The 17,781-nt window shown below is 45.6% G+C and carries 14 protein-coding genes and 1 pseudogene; 11 read left to right on the forward strand and 4 right to left on the reverse strand.

Annotated features, from left to right (window positions below):
• Window positions 1-5: 5 nt before the first annotated feature.
• Both ICN36_RS03510 and ICN36_RS03515 read right to left on the reverse strand, forming a co-directional pair.
• A complete protein-coding gene (locus ICN36_RS03510; protein ID WP_216227021.1) occupies window positions 6-1,316 on the reverse strand; it encodes a homoserine dehydrogenase in 1,311 nt (436 codons plus the stop codon).
• A complete protein-coding gene (locus ICN36_RS03515) occupies window positions 1,313-2,569 on the reverse strand; it encodes an aminotransferase class I/II-fold pyridoxal phosphate-dependent enzyme (protein ID WP_216227022.1) in 1,257 nt (418 codons plus the stop codon). Before ICN36_RS03515 ends, ICN36_RS03510 begins: the two co-directional genes overlap by 4 nt.
• A gap of 79 nt (window positions 2,570-2,648) precedes the next feature.
• On the opposite strand from ICN36_RS03515, the gene ICN36_RS03520 reads away from it, so the two are divergent.
• The 10 genes and pseudogenes from ICN36_RS03520 to ICN36_RS03565 all read left to right on the forward strand — a co-directional run.
• Window positions 2,649-3,026 (forward strand): Mth938-like domain-containing protein, encoded by a 378-nt coding sequence (locus ICN36_RS03520; protein ID WP_216227023.1) that lies wholly within the window; start codon window positions 2,649-2,651, stop codon window positions 3,024-3,026.
• The gene (locus ICN36_RS03525) at window positions 3,026-4,717 is read left to right on the forward strand and encodes a phospholipid carrier-dependent glycosyltransferase (RefSeq protein ID WP_216227024.1); all 1,692 of its coding nucleotides are present in this window, start codon (window positions 3,026-3,028) and stop codon (window positions 4,715-4,717) included. The genes ICN36_RS03520 and ICN36_RS03525 overlap by 1 nt, the downstream gene beginning before the upstream one ends.
• A gap of 26 nt (window positions 4,718-4,743) precedes the next feature.
• A complete protein-coding gene (locus ICN36_RS03530; RefSeq protein ID WP_216227025.1) occupies window positions 4,744-5,907 on the forward strand; it encodes a DegT/DnrJ/EryC1/StrS aminotransferase family protein in 1,164 nt (387 codons plus the stop codon).
• A gap of 41 nt (window positions 5,908-5,948) precedes the next feature.
• Window positions 5,949-6,911: a glycosyltransferase gene (locus ICN36_RS03535; RefSeq protein WP_216227026.1), complete on the forward strand. Its 963-nt coding sequence runs from the start codon at window positions 5,949-5,951 to the stop codon at window positions 6,909-6,911.
• Window positions 6,912-7,781, forward strand: a complete 870-nt coding sequence (locus tag ICN36_RS03540; RefSeq protein WP_216227027.1) for a formyltransferase — start codon at window positions 6,912-6,914, stop codon at window positions 7,779-7,781.
• A gap of 48 nt (window positions 7,782-7,829) precedes the next feature.
• Entirely contained in the window at window positions 7,830-8,876 is a 1,047-nt protein-coding gene (locus tag ICN36_RS03545; protein ID WP_216227028.1) for a bifunctional UDP-4-keto-pentose/UDP-xylose synthase, read from the forward strand.
• Window positions 8,877-8,896: 20 nt separating this feature from the next.
• Window positions 8,897-9,814: a polysaccharide deacetylase family protein gene (locus ICN36_RS03550; RefSeq protein ID WP_216227029.1), complete on the forward strand. Its 918-nt coding sequence runs from the start codon at window positions 8,897-8,899 to the stop codon at window positions 9,812-9,814.
• 37 nt (window positions 9,815-9,851) lie between these two features.
• Window positions 9,852-10,319: a peroxiredoxin gene (locus ICN36_RS03555; RefSeq protein WP_216227030.1), complete on the forward strand. Its 468-nt coding sequence runs from the start codon at window positions 9,852-9,854 to the stop codon at window positions 10,317-10,319.
• Window positions 10,320-10,551: 232 nt separating this feature from the next.
• Entirely contained in the window at window positions 10,552-12,222 is a 1,671-nt protein-coding gene (locus ICN36_RS03560; RefSeq protein ID WP_216227031.1) for a PhoH family protein, read from the forward strand.
• A gap of 25 nt (window positions 12,223-12,247) precedes the next feature.
• Window positions 12,248-12,730: pseudogene (locus ICN36_RS03565) on the forward strand (C40 family peptidase); the annotation flags it as partial.
• Between the two features lie 32 nt (window positions 12,731-12,762).
• On the opposite strand, the gene ICN36_RS03570 reads toward ICN36_RS03565, so the two are convergent.
• A complete protein-coding gene (locus ICN36_RS03570; RefSeq protein WP_216227033.1) occupies window positions 12,763-15,795 on the reverse strand; it encodes an autotransporter outer membrane beta-barrel domain-containing protein in 3,033 nt (1,010 codons plus the stop codon).
• Between the two features lie 175 nt (window positions 15,796-15,970).
• Here ICN36_RS03570 and ICN36_RS03575 point away from each other — a divergent pair, with 175 nt between their 5' ends.
• Complete coding sequence (locus tag ICN36_RS03575; RefSeq protein WP_216227034.1) at window positions 15,971-16,237, forward strand: hypothetical protein; 267 nt, start codon at window positions 15,971-15,973, stop codon at window positions 16,235-16,237.
• 95 nt (window positions 16,238-16,332) lie between these two features.
• On the opposite strand, the gene dnaB is transcribed toward ICN36_RS03575, so the two are convergent.
• Entirely contained in the window at window positions 16,333-17,772 is a 1,440-nt protein-coding gene (gene dnaB, locus ICN36_RS03580; protein ID WP_370623405.1) for a replicative DNA helicase, read from the reverse strand.
• Window positions 17,773-17,781: the final 9 nt, after the last annotated feature.

A 17,781-nucleotide genomic window follows, 5' to 3' on the forward strand; every position in this document is an offset into this window, starting at 1 on the left:
TTTACTTAAGACAGATTTTCTAAACGGATCTTCACTACTTCACCAGCGACAGTTTTGAGAGCTTGAATCTCTTTAATTGCGGCAAGCATGTTCTTTTCTTTGGTCTCATGAGTGAGGGCTACCAAATCAGTTTGACTTTCACCTTCATCAGCCTCTTTTTGTAAGAGCGCATCGATGGAAACACCGTGTGATGCCAAGATCTTTGTGATATCCGCTAACACCCCAGCCTGATCAGCTACACGCAAGCGCAAGTAGTAGCTAGTAGTGATCTCGCCAATTGGTAATACTGGCGTGTCATGCACAGCATCTGGCTGGAAAGCCAAGTAAGGTACACGATGTTCTACATCAGCACTTAATAAACGAGTGATGTCCACCAAGTCGGCAATCACTGCTGAGGCCGTTGGTTCTGAGCCAGCACCTTTACCGTAATACAAAGTAGTGCCTACAGCATCGCCAAATACCTGAACGGCATTCATAGCACCTTCAACGTTAGCAATCAAACGCTTGGAAGGAATGAGGGTTGGGTGCACGCGTAATTCAACACCTGATGAAGTTTTCTTAGCAATGCCAAGTAACTTAATGCGATAGCCCAATTGTTCGGCATATTTAATATCAATCGCATCTAATTTAGTAATGCCTTCAATGTGTGCTTTTTCAAACTGCATTGGAATACCAAATGCAATCGCACTCATGATGGTAGCTTTATGTGCTGCATCAACGCCTTCGATATCGAAAGTTGGATCCGCTTCTGCGTAACCCAATCGTTGTGCTTCTTTAAGCACGGTGCCGAAATCCAAACCTTTATCGCGCATCTCTGACAAGATGAAATTGGTTGTACCGTTAATAATGCCGGCAATCCATTCGATACGGTTTGCAGTTAAACCTTCACGCAAGGCTTTAATAATGGGGATACCGCCTGCAACAGCAGCCTCAAAGGCAACCATTACCCCTTTAGCATGCGCTGCTTTAAAGATCTCATTGCCGTGAACGGCGATCAATGCCTTATTTGCTGTAACAACGTGCTTACCAGCAGCAATAGCCTCAAGAACCAAATCCTTAGCAATGCCATAACCACCGATCAACTCAACAACGATGTCGATCTCTGGGTTATTGATCACGGCACGAGCATCATTGACCACTTGTGCACGATCCTTAACCAACTCCTTAGCGCGCTCTACATTTAAATCAGCAACCGTATTAATGCGAATACCACGCCCAGCACGACGGGTAATCTCATCCTGGTTACGCTCGAGAACAGTGAATACGCCACCACCAACGGTGCCAATACCTAACAGACCTACTTGAATCGGTTTCATGATGCCTTTGCTGCAGTTGAAGATGCCTTACGGCTGTGTTTATTACGATAACGCTCCAGAAAACGTGCAAGGCGGCTGATAGCTTCCTTCAGCACATCTTCGTGAGGCAAGAACACTACACGGAAGTGATCAGGTTTTCCCCAGTTAAAACCAGAGCCCTGCACTAACAATACTTTTTCTTCCTTCAAGAGATCGGCAACAAACTGCTGGTCATCTTCAATCGGATAGATCTCAGGATCGAGTTTTGGAAATAAATACAAAGCGGATTTTGGTTTGACGCAAGTGACGCCCGGAATATCGGTAATGAGTTTCCAAGCCAGATCACGTTGCTTTGCAAGGCGACCACCCTCACTCACTAAGTCATCAATGCTTTGATAACCACCCAGCGCAGTTTGAATTGCATACTGACCCGGCACGTTCGCACATAAGCGCATCGAGGCCAACATATTGAGGCCCTCGATATAGTCGCGAACCATTTCTTTATCGCCCGAAACGATCATCCAGCCAGCGCGGTAGCCGCATGAGCGGTAATTCTTAGACAGGCCGTTGAAGGTGATGATGACTACATCTGTAGATAAAGAGGCTAATGAGAGATGCTTCTCACCGTCATACAACATCTTGTCGTAAATTTCATCAGCAAACAAAATCAAACCATGTTCGCGTGCAATTTGCGTTAACTCCATCAATACTTCTTTGGAATAAATTGCACCAGTTGGGTTGTTTGGATTAATCACCACAATTGCTTTTGTGCGCGGCGTAATTTTTTTACGCAAATCATTTAAGTCTGGGGCCCATTCTTTAGACTCATCACAAAGATAGTGCACAGGCGTGCCACTCGATAAACTCACAGCAGCAGTCCATAGTGGGTAATCTGGCATTGGAACCAAAACCTCATCGCCATCATTTAAGAGTGCATTCATCGAGAGAACGATGAGTTCAGAAACGCCATTGCCTGTATAGACATCGTCCAAAGTTACGCCTTGGATGCCTTTTTCTTGGCAATACTGCATGATGGCTTTGCGAGCAGCAAAGATTCCTTTGGAATCAGAATAAGCTGAAGCGTTGCTTAAATTGCGAATCATGTCCAACTGAATCTCTTCAGGCGGATCAAAACCGAAAACCCCTACGTTTCCAATGTTTAATTTGATGATTTTGTGGCCCTCTTCCTCCATGCGCTGAGCAAGCTCAAGCACTGGCCCACGTATGTCGTAACAGACGTTATTGAGCTTTTGGGACTTTAGGATCGGTTTCACAATAAATTTAAGGGTAAGTTCTTGAAATATGAGAAAAAACAGCTAGCTATAATCCATATAATTATGACAGAGAGTCCACTTGAAGCTTCAATCTGACCCCCACTCCGGCGCGAATACGATCACAGGCTATGGCGATGGCTACGTAGAGATTAATAAGGTCCCCTACGCCCATGCAGTCCTACTGAGTTCGGATGGCGCCATCACCGATTGGTCCGCCCAAACTTTTGACAACCTGGAGGCTAGCCATTTCGCCCAAATGGTTGATTTAAAACCAGAATTAGTCCTGATTGGGACCGGTAGCCGCCAGCGATTTCCTAAACCAGAGCTTCTAAAAACCCTGATTTCCGCCAAAATTGGCTTCGAAATCATGGATTCCCAGGCGGCCTGCCGCACCTATAACATCCTGGTCGGCGAGGGTCGTCAGGTCTTGTTAGCCCTGATTGTGGAGCCCGTTTAGTGCAATTTGGCCAAATTCGGCAGTCTTCAGCCCTGCATCCAGGCAAGATTTTGCTGTTGGTCATCATTTATGCCCTACTTTGGTTTGGCACACTTAACTACCGTCACCTTATTCCTTCAGATGAAGGACGCTACGCAGAAATTGCCCGGGAAATGCTGGTCACTGGTGATTGGATTACACCTCGTTACAACGGCTACAAGTATTTTGAAAAACCGCCGTTACAAGCATGGGCGACTACTGCAACTTTTCAAGCCTTCGGTATTGGCGATTGGCAAGCAAGATTGTGGACTGGATTAACTGGCTTCCTGACAATTCTTTTGGTTGGATTTACTGGCGCTCGAATTTATAACGCCAGGGCAGGATGGTTAGCAGCAGTTGTATTGGCCTCAAGTCCGATGTGGGTCATCAGTGGCCACCTCAATTCGTTGGACATGGGCCTATCTGCCTTTTTAGTTGCTGCACTATGTAGTCTCCTGCTTGCGCAAACTTCTCGTAATAAAGATAGTTGTCGAAATTGGATGTGGGCTTGCTGGGCTTTCATGGGGCTTGCTACTTTATCCAAGGGTGTCATTGGCGCAGCAATTCCTGCAATGGTTTTTATTGCGTACTCCATTAGCACTTGGGATTGGAAAATTTGGACTCGATTGCATATATTGAGCGGAAGTATTTTATTCTTACCAATCACCGCACCTTGGTTCCTATTGGTTGCGCAACGTAATCCTGAATTTTTAGAATTCTTCTTTATTCATGAGCACCTGCAACGCTTCACACAAGATGCGCATAGCCGAACAGGTCCCATTTATTACTTCGTGCCACTTCTGTTGATTGGCCTACTGCCTTGGGTACTGCAATTACCTGGAGCCCTTGCACAAGCTTGGAGTGAGCGCCGTCGCGAGTTTTCTGCGGGCTGGTTACTAGTGTGTTGGTTTGCCGTGATCTTTGCATTCTTTAGTATGTCTCACTCAAAGTTACCTGGCTACATCATCCCTGTATTCCCTGCAGTTGCTTTGATTATTGGCAATCGTTTAGATCGCTTACTTAGCCACACCAACACTATGGCGTTGCCGTGGAAACTACAGACCCTTGGATTTGCAATCCTCGGTCTCGTTGGATTTTTCTTTTTGGATGCGGTTGGTAAGCAAGCAAGGCCTGATGAAATTGAAGCGTATGCGCAATATACCTTTTGGGTTATTGCAGCATTGGTTGCAGTAGTGAGTTTTAGCTCATACGCTGCATGGCAAAGCAAACGTAATGGCACTCAAAGTATTGTGAGTTTTGCTTGTGGATTTTTTCTGTGCGCCATCATCGCGGGAACAGGCCATGAGACTTTGGGTCGTGCTGTCTCGGGCATCGATTTAGTTGAGCGAGTAAAAGCCTCCATTCCTGAAAAAGTAAACTTCTATTCAGTACGTCTTTTAGATCACACAGTGCCCTTTTACTTGGGCAGAACCATGATCATGGTGGAATCTCCTGATGAACTCGAGTTTGGAGTCAATCAAGAGCCAGAGCTTTGGATGCCGACCTTAGACGCCTTTATTACCCGCTGGCAAGAAGATCAAACGGCCTACGCCTTAATGGTTCCAGAGCAATTTGATGCGCTAAAAGCCAAAAACCTTCCTATGCAGGAAGTTGATCGCGACTCTCGTAGAGTGATTGTGAAACATCCAGATGCATCGAACGTGACACAGTAACGCAGTGAAGTAATATAAGAAGCATCATGTCAAACAGCCCCACATTCATCCCCTTTACACGCCCCAGCTTTAATCAAGAAACAATTGATGCTGTTTCGGAAGTACTGCGCTCAGGCTGGGTGACATCGGGACCAAAGTTGGTGGAGTTTGAATCTACTTTAAGTAAGTACTTTGGTGATCGTCCGGTGCGCTGTTTTGCAAATGGCACCGCAACAATGAAGATTGCATTGCAAGTTGCAGGTATTGGTCCTGGCGATGAAGTTATTACCACTCCAATTTCTTGGGTAGCAACTTCTAACGTCATCTTAAGTGTTGGCGCAAAACCAGTATTTGTCGATGTTGATCCAGTAACACGCAACATTGATTTGAATAAAGTTGCTGCTGCAATCACACCTAACACTCGCGCGATCATGCCAGTCTACTTAGCTGGTCTACCTGTGGATATGGATCAGCTCTACGCACTAGCCAAACAACATAAGCTTCGCGTGATTGAGGATGCGGCACAAGCCTTTGGATCTCAATGGCAAGGTAAAAAGATTGGTAGCTTTGGTGACTTGGTGAGCTTTAGCTTTCAGGCCAATAAAAATCTCACTACCGTTGAGGGTGGCTGTCTTGTCCTCAACAATAATGAGGAAGCAAAGCTTGCCGAGAAGTTCCGCCTCCAGGGATTAACCCGCCAAGGCATGGACGGTATAGATGTTGATGTATTAGGCGGCAAAGATAATTTGACAGATGTAAACGCAGTAATTGGCCTTGAGCAACTCAAGCAGTTGCCAACATATCAAGCGCGTCGTACTGCACTTGCTCGTCAATACTTTGATGCGATTCGCTCTGAATTGAAATCTGCTGGATTAGAGGGCTTGACCTTGGAACTCCCAGTAGAAAACTTTACTGATAGCAACTGGCATATGTTTCAGGTTGTTTTGCCACTCGATCAATTAAATACAGACCGCGCCCAAGTGATGACCGAGTTAAAAGATCTTGGTATTGGCACTGGCGTTCATTACCCTGCAATTACTGGATTTACGCTTTATAAAAATCAAGGTTACAAAACATCCGATACCCCAATCTCTGAACGCATTGGCAGATCCATTCTCACCCTCCCTCTGTTTCCCGCAATGGCAGATGAGGATATTGGCCGCATAGCCAGTGGATTGGTCGGAATTTTGCAGAAATACCGCAAAAACTAGTGTTCTTGGGTTAAGCCTACAGAATCAGGCAAAATTGCGTCATGACTGCAAATTTAGTTGCCAACCCAACACTCAGCATTGTTATCCCCGTTTACAACGAGGAGGACGGATTAAAGGCTCTATTTGATCGCCTCTATCCAGCATTAGATGCCCTGGCTGCCAAACGTAAGATTAGCTACGAGATCGTATTCGTAAATGATGGCAGTAAAGATCGTTCTGCTGGCATTCTTTCTAAGCAAGTGGAATTGCGTCCCGATGTGACTCGTGCTGTTTTATTCCACAGCAACTTTGGCCAGCACATGGCGATCATGGCTGGCTTTGAGTACGCCAAAGGCGAACACATTATCACTTTAGATGCGGACCTACAAAATCCTCCTGAAGAAATTGATGTGCTGACTGAGCAACTCTTAAAAGGTCATGATTACGTCGGCACTATTCGCGCCGATCGCCGTGATAGTTTCTTTAGAAAATTTGCTTCACGCGCCATGAATCGCTTGCGTGAAAATATTACTCGCATCACTATGACTGATCAGGGCTGTATGTTGCGTGGCTATAGTCGCCGCATTGTTGATCTGGTTCGTCAATGCGACGAAAGCAATACTTTTATTCCAGCGCTGGCTTATACCTTTTCCGCAAATCCAGTAGAGATTACTGTTAAGCATGAAGAGCGTTTTGCTGGTGAATCTAAATATAGTTTGTATCAATTGATTCGTCTGAACTTTGACCTAGTAACTGGATTTTCTGTCATGCCCTTGCAGATTTTCTCAATACTCGGCATGCTTCTCTCACTTGCTGCTGGTAGCTTGTTTGTCTACCTGCTAGTGCGCCGCTTTGTTCTAGGCGCTGAGGTTGAGGGTGTTTTTACACTCTTCGCTCTTACCTTCTTCCTGATTGGCGTGATGCTCTTTGGACTCGGTCTATTGGGTGAGTATATTGGTCGCATCTACCAGCAAATCCGCAAGCGTCCTCGCTATGTTGTGCAAACCGTTTTAGAGAAAAAATAATTGCACGCAGTCGTCTTTGCTTATCACGATGTTGGCGTCAACTGCCTCAAAGCACTTCTTAATGCAGGTATTCAGGTTGATCTAGTTGTTACTCATCAAGACGATCCCAATGAGAATGTATGGTTTGGCAGCGTTGCAAAACTTTGCCAAGAAAAGAATATTTCTTACATCTCTCCTAATGCTAACGAATTAATAAATTTAATTCCAAAACTTCAAGCTTTAGCTCCTGACTATATTTTTTCTTTCTACTATCGCTTCATGATTCCGGAGCAGATTTTGCAATGCGCAAAAATTGCTGCACTCAATATGCATGGCTCGCTGCTTCCCAAATACCGTGGACGTGCACCGGTTAATTGGGCAATTCTGCATGGTGAAACGCAGACTGGTGCAACTTTGCATGTGATGGAAGCAAAACCAGATGCAGGAGACATTGTTGGGCAAGCGGCCGTCAGCATCGGCCCAGACGAAACCGCTACCGAGGTATTTGGCAAAGTCAGTCAAGCGGCCGTGAGCGTGATTGATCAAGTCTTGCCCAGCCTGTTAACGGGAATAGTTCCTCGTCAGCCTAATGAACTCCAAAAAGGCAGTTATTTTGGCGGCAGAAAGCCTGCGGATGGGCAAATTCATTGGAATCAGACTGCTAAACGGGTCCATGACCTGGTTAGGGCGGTTGCGCCCCCTTATCCAGGGGCCTTTACGGCACATGATGGCAAGACCATGATCGTGGCCCGCACCAGCCTAAAAGGGCCATTTCCAGTCAATCTCGATCTTGGGGTTTGTGGCATCCAAGTGGTTGATAATCGGGTATTCGGCATTTGCGGCGACCATCAAGCAGTGGAAGTATTGGAATGGTTTCCAGCTAGCAATTAAATGGCAACTGAGCAGCAACACTTATTAGATTAAAACGAGGCAGTAAAGATGAAAAAAGTACTCATTCTTGGTGTTAATGGTTTTATTGGACACCACCTTTCCAAGCGCATTCTCGAGACAACCGACTGGGATGTCTATGGCATGGATATGCAAAACGATCGCCTTGGTGACTTAATCAATCATCCACGCATGCATTTCTTTGAGGGTGACATCACCATCAATAAAGAATGGGTTGAGTATCACATCCGTAAATGTGACGTCATCCTGCCATTGGTTGCGATTGCAACGCCTGCAACTTATGTACAGCAACCACTCAAAGTATTTGAACTCGACTTTGAGGCCAATCTCCCCATCGTGCGCTCTGCAGTCAAATACAAAAAACATTTGGTATTCCCATCCACATCCGAAGTTTATGGAATGTGTGAAGATGCCGGATTTGATCCCGCTAAATCGAATATGGTTTACGGCCCAATTAATAAGCCGCGCTGGATCTACGCCTGCTCAAAACAACTCATGGATCGCGTAATCTGGGGCTATGGCATGGAAGGCTTGCGCTTTACCCTCTTTCGCCCGTTTAACTGGATTGGCCCTGGTCTAGATAGCATCTACACACCAAAAGAAGGCTCTTCCCGGGTAGTGACTCAGTTCCTAGGTCATATCGTTCGTGGCGAATCAATCAATGTTGTTGACGGTGGCGCCCAGAAACGCGCCTTTACCTATGTTGATGATGGCATTGATGCCTTGATGCGCATCATCGATAACAAAGATGGCATTGCTAATGGCAAGATCTATAACATTGGCAATCCAAAAAATAATCACTCTATTCGCGAACTAGCGAATCAGATGCTAGAAATTGCTCGTAGCATTCCTGAGTACGCAAAGACTGCTAATGAAGTGAAGATTGTAGAAACCACTTCTGGCGCTTACTACGGCGAAGGGTATCAAGACGTTCAAAATCGCGTTCCCGCAATTGACAATACGATGAGTGAATTAGGTTGGAAGCCAACTACAACCATGACTGATGCACTCAAGAACATTTTCGAAGCCTATCGTGAAGATGTTGAAAAAGCGCGTACCCTAGTTGACAAAGAATAAGTAAAAGTAAACAAAGGTACATGGCTAAGATAGCTCTCAAGGTTGATGTAGATACCTTACGCGGCACTAAGGAAGGTGTCCCTAACCTAGCTCGCACTCTAGATCGTTTTGGTCTTAAAGCGACCTTTCTATTTAGTCTTGGGCCTGACCATACTGGCTGGGCCTTAAAACGCGTCTTCCGCCCAGGTTTTCTGAAGAAAGTTAGCCGTACCTCTGTTGTAGAGCACTACGGCATTAAGACCTTGCTATACGGCGTTCTCCTTCCTGGACCAGACATCGGCAAAAAAGCTGCAGCAGAAATGCGCGCAATTGATAAAGCCGGCCATGAGACAGGTATTCATACCTGGGATCACGTTGCGTGGCAAGACGCAGTGCGTAATCAAGATGCTGCTTGGACAAAAGCGATGATGCAAAAAAGTTGGGATCGTTTTGTAGAAATATTTGGTCATACACCAGTCACTTATGGTGCTGCCGGATGGCAAATGAATACAACTGCCTTTGAGCAACTAGATCAGTGGGGAATTACCTACTCATCCGATGGGAGAGCTGAACCCAATCTCATGCCTTATCGACTTGCCTTACCCTCAGGCAAAGCCAAGCACGTTCAATACCCGACTACACTCCCCACCTTTGATGAGCTCATTGGCATCGATGGCGCAGATGAATTTGGTGCGGTCAAAAAGCTATTGGAGATTACCCAAAGTAATCCAAATGATCAAGTCTTCACGCTACACGCTGAACTAGAAGGTCAAAAGCTATTGCCCGCATTCGAACAGCTATTGGCTGGATGGCTAAATCAAGGCCACGACCTTGTCACGATGGGAGAGCTTCATCAATCTTGGGCAGCCACCAAGCAACTAGATAAAATAGCTGTACTACCACTAAGCTGGGGTGAGATACCCAATCGTAGCGGTGATTTAATTATTCAAAACAACTAATTCAGTAAAACTTAGAGACAAATAACAAAGGATCATCATGACAGTAGCCATTGGTCAACCTATGCCACAGTGCGCGATTCCAGCGACTTCCGGATTGATGTTTTCACCATCATCCGCTAAGGGTAAAAAACTGGTTCTGTATTTTTATCCAAAGGATATGACTCCAGGCTGTACTGCTGAGTCAGGTGAATTTAGGGATAACATTGAAGCCTTTACGAAAGCCAATACCCTGGTGGTGGGAGTTTCCCGGGATAGCCTCAAGTCACATGACAATTTCCGCAGCAAACTAGAGCTCCCATTTGAGCTGGTAGCTGATACCGAAGAAAAGCTGTGTCAGATCTTTGGCGTCATGAAGATGAAGAATATGTATGGCAAGCAAGTCCGCGGCGTAGAGCGTAGCACCTTCTTGTTTGACTCCTCAGGCAAGTTAGTGAAAGAGTGGCGCGGCCTTAAGGTTCCAGGTCATGTGACAGAGGTATTACAAGCGGCTCAAGCTACTAAATAATTTTTACAACAATTTGATCTGAGGTGCTTGCAAACCCCGAATTTTGGGGTAAAGTGATTCATATGCACCGTAAACGACGGGAAAGTCTGACAATCCGTTTGAATCAGAAACCTGAATATCTCAGATCAGGTACGGGGAGCAACCCCCTTCGTTTTTTCAGTACCACTGCAACTAGTTTCGTAATAAACCGTCAACGCACTCCGCTTGGCGGTTTTTTCTTTTAGGAGAGTACATGCCACTGCCCCCAATCCCCACTCAAATTGCTGATCAAGTGAAGCTCAGTCGCAAAGATACTCCCGACTTGAAGAAACGTCCTGCTCAAGCAAAACCAGTGGTAGTGGAATCTGTTGATTGGACTAATGATGCAGAGGAAGATTTATCTGCAGCAGAAGTAGCTCTCGAAAAGATTAAAGCGGATCATCGACCTACTCATAATCAGCGTAGTGAGCGTAACGAGAACAAAGCGGCTGCACCAGCAAAACCTAAACGGCTTATTCGCACTGGGCCTCCTAGTTTATTCGTGCTAGATACCAACGTATTAATGCATGATCCAAGCTCCTTGTTCCGTTTCTCCGAACATGACCTATATCTGCCAATGACCACTCTAGAAGAGTTGGACAACCATAAAAAGGGTATGACCGAGGTAGCCCGCAATGCTCGTACCGTTAGCAGATCCCTGGATCAACTGATTGCTGGAACTAGCGGCACCCTGGATGAAGGCATCCCCTTAAATAAGCTGGGCAACCAAGATGTAACTGGGCGCCTCTTCTTCCAAACCAAATTCTCTACACAAGCATTGCCTGAAGGTTTACCTGAAGGTAAGGGTGACAACATGATTTTGGCAGTTGTCAGTGAATTGCAAAAAACTCGCAAAGGTCAAGAAGTGGTGTTGGTATCCAAAGATATCAATATGCGTATTAAAGCCCGTGCGCTTGGATTGCCTGCGGAGGATTACTTCAACGATCAGGTATTAGAAGATCGTGATCTGATGTATGCCGGCGTGATGTCATTGCCAGCAGATTTTTGGCCAAAACATGGCAAGGATATGGAAAGCTGGGCTGACTCCAAATCTGGAACCATGTTCTATAGAGTAACCGGACCATCTGTGCACAGCATGCTGGTCAATCAGTTTGTTTATCAAGAAAATCCTGATGGCTCTACACCCTTTTACGCACAGGTGAAAGAGATTAATGGCAAGACTGCTCTCCTGCAAACATTGAGAGACTTTTCTCATCAGAAAAATAATGTCTGGAGTGTTACTGCGCGCAACCGTGAGCAGAACTTTGCCATGAACCTGCTCATGAACCCAGATGTAGATTTTGTGACCTTATTAGGTCAAGCGGGAACCGGTAAAACCTTGCTGGCATTAGCCGCTGGTCTTGAGCAAGTACTCGACAGCAAACGCTATAACGAAATCATTATTACTCGTGCCACTGTGCCAGTCGGTGAAGATATTGGCTTCCTCCCAGGTACCGAAGAAGAGAAAATGCAGCCTTGGATGGGTGCATTTGACGATAACCTTGAAGTACTCCAACGCAACGAAGATGGTGGCGCCGGTGAATGGGGTCGCGCTGCAACTCAAGAGTTGATTCGTTCACGCATTAAGGTAAAGAGCATGAACTTTATGCGCGGCAGAACTTTTGTGAGTAAGTTTGTCATCATTGATGAGGCGCAAAACCTCACTCCTAAACAAATGAAGACCTTGGTAACTCGTGCAGGCCCTGGAACCAAAATTATTTGCTTAGGTAATATCGCTCAGATTGATACGCCTTATTTAACAGAGGGCTCTTCTGGCTTAACTTATGTGGTGGATCGCTTCAAAGGCTGGCGTCATGGTGGACATGTGACATTAGCTCGGGGTGAGCGTTCACGTCTTGCGGATCATGCAGCCGACGCACTCTAAGCAATCCCTCTCATGCCGCACTCTTCTGGGGTGCGGCATTTTTATTTGCAGCTTACTCATCCTGAGCGGATGTAGCACATTCAGCAGCAAACCAAACTCTACAAAAGTTTCTCAATTCAAACAGGACACCAGTGTTGGCACCGAAGATATTTCCATTGCAGCGGTAGGCTTGGTAGATGTACCTTATCGGTATGGTGGAAATACCCCAAAAGGTGGTTTTGATTGCAGTGGGTTGATTGTGTATGTCTACAACAAGGCAGCTGGAGTCAAACTCCCGCGCACCATACAACTGATGAGCACCAAAGGCAGAAGCATTGAGGGCCAACCTCCTGCTCCGGGCGATTTAGTGTTCTTCAATACTACCGGTGAGAAATATTCCCATGCCGGAATTTATGTTGGGCAAGGCAGATTTGTTCATGCCCCTAGCGCCGGAGGAACCGTGCGCCTAGATTACATTACAGCACCCTATTGGGCAGCTAAATTTACTGAAGCACGTCGCATGGTGCCACAGTAAACACACAAGACTTAAGTCAAGCTTTCCTAGAACCTAGTCTGCAGACCAATTCTTCCAGAGTAAGCTTGATAGGTGCCTACCAAGGAATTATCCACCGCCAAGTTCAAGAACAAATTGGTATCTTTTGTGATGCGGGCATTTAATTCAGCATCCACAGTCATCCAGCGTGAATTTGCTTGTGACTGGAAAGTGATTGGGTTGACGCCATAGAGTGAAGCCATAGTAGTGCTCGTGCCTGCATTAAAGATGCTCCAATAGCTAGCACGCAAATACGCAAAGATGGGGGTGCTACCAACAACATCCTTGTGACCCGCCAATAAACCTAAGCGGCCACGAGTCATTTCACTCTTGTTAAAGTTTACTTGACCATAAGCATCGGTTGCATTATTCATGCCAATGGCGTCATATACGATTTGCGCTTGCGGAGAAATTAAGAACTTATCCACATTCCAACGACCGCCACCTTCAATGGAGCCTGTAAAGCCTGAGCCCTGGGTGCGTAACTGAGCGCCTTGTACAGAGCCAGCTCCAGCGTTGAGGTAACGAGTACCTTGAGCAAGCGCATCTACATAGAGGCCATTAGCAGCAAAGTGGGTGCCATACAAACCCAATGAGTAAGCCTGCATACCATTAATACTACCGGTAGAGATACTGCCTGTCTGACTGGAAGTATTGGCATTAGCGCTACCGATAGTGACGTAAGGGCCGACATAAGATCTAGAGCCACCCTGCTCTTCATTCTGATACACGTCTACACCCAACTGCAAAGCATAGGCATTGAAATTCATCTTCGGGCCGTTATCTACAGAGGATGGAGTAGAAGCTCCAGTCTTACCAATAATGCGCGCCCAATCATTAGAACTCTTCTTAGCACCACCCTGTGGATCAACCAAGTTAAGATCGCCACGACGTTGATCTAATGTGTCAACTGCTGTCTGCGCATACAACTGCACCAATGAAGGAACGGCTGGATATACCGCAACCTCAATACGCTCACCAGCAGCAGGAGTGATGACTGGTGCAGGAGTTGACGTGCTGGATGCTTGCCCAGCATTATCAGTTCTTAAGTACCAAGAGTTACCTGCGCCTGAAGGATCACCTTTGTAAAGCTTGTACTCGTAGACACCAGAAGCCACACGTTGATTTAAAGCAAATGCATTCGATGTGGAAGTACCATTCACAATAATCACAGGTATACCATTGCCGACCGTGCGATTGCCAAGACCACCCTTGTCCGTTACGGTAACGCCAGTAGAGCCAGTGGTATTACCAGTGACAGTCAAGGTGTCGGATACGGGAGCAGAGGCAGGAGCATATACGCTACCAACAAAGTTGCCGCCATTACCAATGTAGTTGCCATTCACTGTTAAATTGGTTTGGATGCCATTGAATGAGGGAGCAACCACACCAGCATTTGTAAGATTCCCATTAATAACGCCACTACCTTGCAATGTTGCTCCAGAAGCAACATTGGTATTGGAGGTTGTGGAGCCAGTCAAGATGACAGTACCGGCATTGATATTGGTATCACCAGTGTATGTATTGGTATTTGATAGCATCAAAGCACCCGCTCCAACCTTGTTAAAACCACCAGAGCCTGAGATAGGTCCAGACAAACCAATGGGGTTGCCATTGGTATCAATATTGCCCTGACCGGTTAATGCAACCGAATTAGCAAATGAAACTGGCGCAGCAGCCTGCAATGTAGCACCGCCATTAATTGTCAATACACCGCTACCAATGGATAAATTATTTGTAGCAACCAATGTTCCAGTATTGATTGCAGTACCACCGCTATAGGTATTGGCGCCAGAAAGCGTGATTGAACCAGCTCCATTCATGGCGACTGCACCAGACCCAACAATAGGCGCTGAATAAGTGCCGGCACCACTATCAATAAATGAAATAGTGCCATTATTGGTTAACTTGCCGTTTCCCGTAGAGCCGACTACTCCTTCTGCTGCACCTTGCAAAGTAGCTCCAGGATTAATCACTGCGGTCCCTGTATAAGCAGTGTTATCACCGTTCAGTTGCAATGTACCTTGATTCACATTCATAGTGATCTTGGTAGGTAATGGATTATCTATTGTCCAAAAGCCAGTACCATTTTTGTTCAGGGTACTGAAGTTAATGATTTGCTTAACTAGAGTACTTCCGCCATTACCCTCTAAATAGAAAGTATTTTGTCCACTTGGGCCGCCATTAATAAAGCCCGTAATGCTTGAGCCCGTATAGAGCGTTACAGTATTTACACCATTAGAGAAAGCCACGTTTCCGACAACAGATGCACCTGTTTGGTTTGTGAAATTAACACTTCCATTGCCACCAAACACTGTTTGATTGGCTTGCTCCGAAATGATAGAGCCATAGTTGTTAACGATATTAGGCGCACCAGCAGGAGTTGCCGTCTGAAACCAAATGGCACTACCCGTTTTTGATTGAATGGTGCCGTAGTTGGTAATCGTATTGCCGCTACCAGTTGGATTGATTGCCTCTGAAGATACGGAGGTGCCAGCCGCATAAACTTTGGCACCTGCTTCAATGGTTAAGTTATTATTTGAACCCATCTCAATCGTGTTATTACCCGCATTAATCGTGGGGGGTCCACTACCACCAGTGGCGTAGTTAATCACCGTAGCACCAGCGCCGATATTAATAATTGCTCCATTATTCACAAAGATAGCTTCGTTATTTACACCGGCACCACTGCTTGGACTAGTGACAGTTGAATTTGCACCAACATTAATACGCGCATTATCTTTTAATAGGATGGTGGCAGTATTGGTACCAAATATTGCGGAATCCAAACTGATCGTATTACCACTACCAGTATTTACGGTAATGTTGTCTTGCGTAGGTGCACCACTTGTAAAACCACTAGGGGGCGTACCGGATGCGCCTAAACGACCCGTGAAATTAGCAGTACACGTTACAGAAGACGCGGTAATGGTTCCATCCGCAGACACACTGTTTGCACACGTTTGTTGACTATAAACATTAGCTGCCGCAAAGGATAAGGTACCAAATAAAAAGACTCGACACAAATATGATGGTTTCATGCAAATGACAATACTGAGAAATTTATTAAATAATTCAAAAAGATATAAGATTTTCCTTTGTAACCCACCTACAAACTATTAGCCATTAGGCGAATACCCTATATATGATGAATAATGGTTTACTGATAAAACCAATTTGCAACAGAAATAATCCCCACCACCAAGGAGAATGAGTATGAAAAAAATCATCATCGCTTTAAGCATTGCACTGAGTTTTTCACTTCCTACTTACGCTTTTGCTGATCAAGCAGCTTGCGAAGCTAAAGCAGTAAGCAAAGAAGGTAAGCCACTCTATGGCGCAGCTAAAGATGCTTCAATCAAGAAATGCATGGGTGATGCCAAGCCGAATGATTGCGAAGCTAAGGCAGTAAGCAAGGATGGCAAGCCACTCTATGGCGCAGCTAAGGCAGCTTCAATCAAGAAATGTGAAGGCGGTAAATAAGATTCATTATGTGCATCACGAAATGATCTGATTCATTTCTGCATTAAAAAAGCCTCACACTGTGAGGCTTTTTCTTTATCTTTTTATTTCTGTACTTAGAACGGCTCGTATCCACCAGAAGAGTAACCAACAGAACCCATCGCTAAGTTATCAAACTTAGTATATGGACCTTGCCAACTTACCCGAATAGTTCCAATTGGGCCATTACGCTGCTTGCCGATGATGATCTCAGCTATACCTTTATCAGTAGTGGTATCTGGGTGATAAACCTCATCACGATAGATGAACATAATTAAGTCTGCATCTTGCTCAATAGCGCCTGACTCACGCAAGTCTGACATGATTGGACGCTTATTAGGTCTCTGCTCAAGACCACGATTTAACTGTGAGAGCGCAACGACTGGGCACTGCAATTCTTTTGCGAGTGATTTGAGTGAGCGTGAGATTTCTGAAATCTCGGTTGCGCGGTTTTCAGAACCAGAGCCACTCATCAACTGCAGATAGTCAATCACCACTAAACCAAGTGTGCCCCCAAAGTTTCTGGCAATACGACGTGCACGTGCACGCAATTCTAAGCTTGATAAAGAGCCAGTCTCATCAATCAGAATTTGGGTGTTACTTAAACGAGCAATAGCATCTGTGACACGTGGCCACTCATCATCTTGTAACTTACCAGTACGCATGCGACTTTGATCAACGCGCCCTACTGAACCCAATAGACGTGCGGCTAATTGCTCACCCGACATCTCCATGGAAAATATAACTACTGGCAAACCTTCAGCTAAAGCTACGTTTTCAGCAATGTTCAGCGCCATCGCCGTTTTTCCCATCGATGGTCTTCCGGCAATAATCACTAAGTCACCTTTTTGCAGACCACTAGTTTGCTTATCTAAATCAATAAAGCCTGTAGCAATACCGGTGATGTCACTACCGCCTTGGCGGTTATAGAGCTCATCAATACGCGCAACAACAGCTTTGAGCAAAGGCTCAATCTCAAGATAGTCGGCTTTGCGGCTACCTTCTTCACCAATCTGAAGAATGCGTGACTCAGCTTCATCCAACAGCGTTCTAACAGTACGTCCCTCAGGAACGAATGCAGAATTGACGATGCTGTCTGAAACCTCGATCAAGCGACGCAAAATACTGCGATCACGAACAATGTCGGCATAGCCTTTAATATTCGCTGCACTGGGTGTGTTTTGCGCTAATGAATTAAGGTAATCAATACCAACCAAATCACCACCCTGCTCAGACTTAATTGCATCATGAACAGTAATGACGTCAGCGGGATGATTGTCGCCAACCAAACGAGCAATTGCTTTGTAGATCAAAGCATGTTCGGGGCGATAGAAATCTTTATCGTTTAAAACTCCACCTAGGTTATCCCAAGAGGAGTTATCGATCAGTAGACCGCCGAGCAAAGATTGCTCGGCTTCTACAGAATGCGGCGGAACTTTTAAAGCCTGCACAACTGGATCCCCAGAACCCATCATGCCGGGATTCAGCGTAACGGAACGTGAACGGGATTCAGCCATGAGGCTTAT

The sequence above is a fragment of the Polynucleobacter sp. UK-Gri1-W3 genome (assembly GCF_018881595.1).
In the GTDB taxonomy this organism is placed as follows: domain Bacteria; phylum Pseudomonadota; class Gammaproteobacteria; order Burkholderiales; family Burkholderiaceae; genus Polynucleobacter.

Coding starts and splice junctions, on each gene's coding strand:
- ICN36_RS03510 (WP_216227021.1), bottom strand. CDS start 1,316: ATGAAACCGATTCAAGTAGGTCTGTTAGGTATTGGCACCGTTGGTGGT.
- ICN36_RS03530 (WP_216227025.1), top strand. CDS start 4,744: ATGTCAAACAGCCCCACATTCATCCCCTTTACACGCCCCAGCTTTAAT.
- ICN36_RS03535 (WP_216227026.1), top strand. CDS start 5,949: ATGACTGCAAATTTAGTTGCCAACCCAACACTCAGCATTGTTATCCCC.
- ICN36_RS03545 (WP_216227028.1), top strand. CDS start 7,830: ATGAAAAAAGTACTCATTCTTGGTGTTAATGGTTTTATTGGACACCAC.
- ICN36_RS03550 (WP_216227029.1), top strand. CDS start 8,897: ATGGCTAAGATAGCTCTCAAGGTTGATGTAGATACCTTACGCGGCACT.
- ICN36_RS03555 (WP_216227030.1), top strand. CDS start 9,852: ATGACAGTAGCCATTGGTCAACCTATGCCACAGTGCGCGATTCCAGCG.
- ICN36_RS03560 (WP_216227031.1), top strand. CDS start 10,552: ATGCCACTGCCCCCAATCCCCACTCAAATTGCTGATCAAGTGAAGCTC.
- ICN36_RS03570 (WP_216227033.1), bottom strand. CDS start 15,795: ATGAAACCATCATATTTGTGTCGAGTCTTTTTATTTGGTACCTTATCC.
- ICN36_RS03575 (WP_216227034.1), top strand. CDS start 15,971: ATGAAAAAAATCATCATCGCTTTAAGCATTGCACTGAGTTTTTCACTT.
- dnaB (WP_370623405.1), bottom strand. CDS start 17,772: ATGGCTGAATCCCGTTCACGTTCCGTTACGCTGAATCCCGGCATGATG.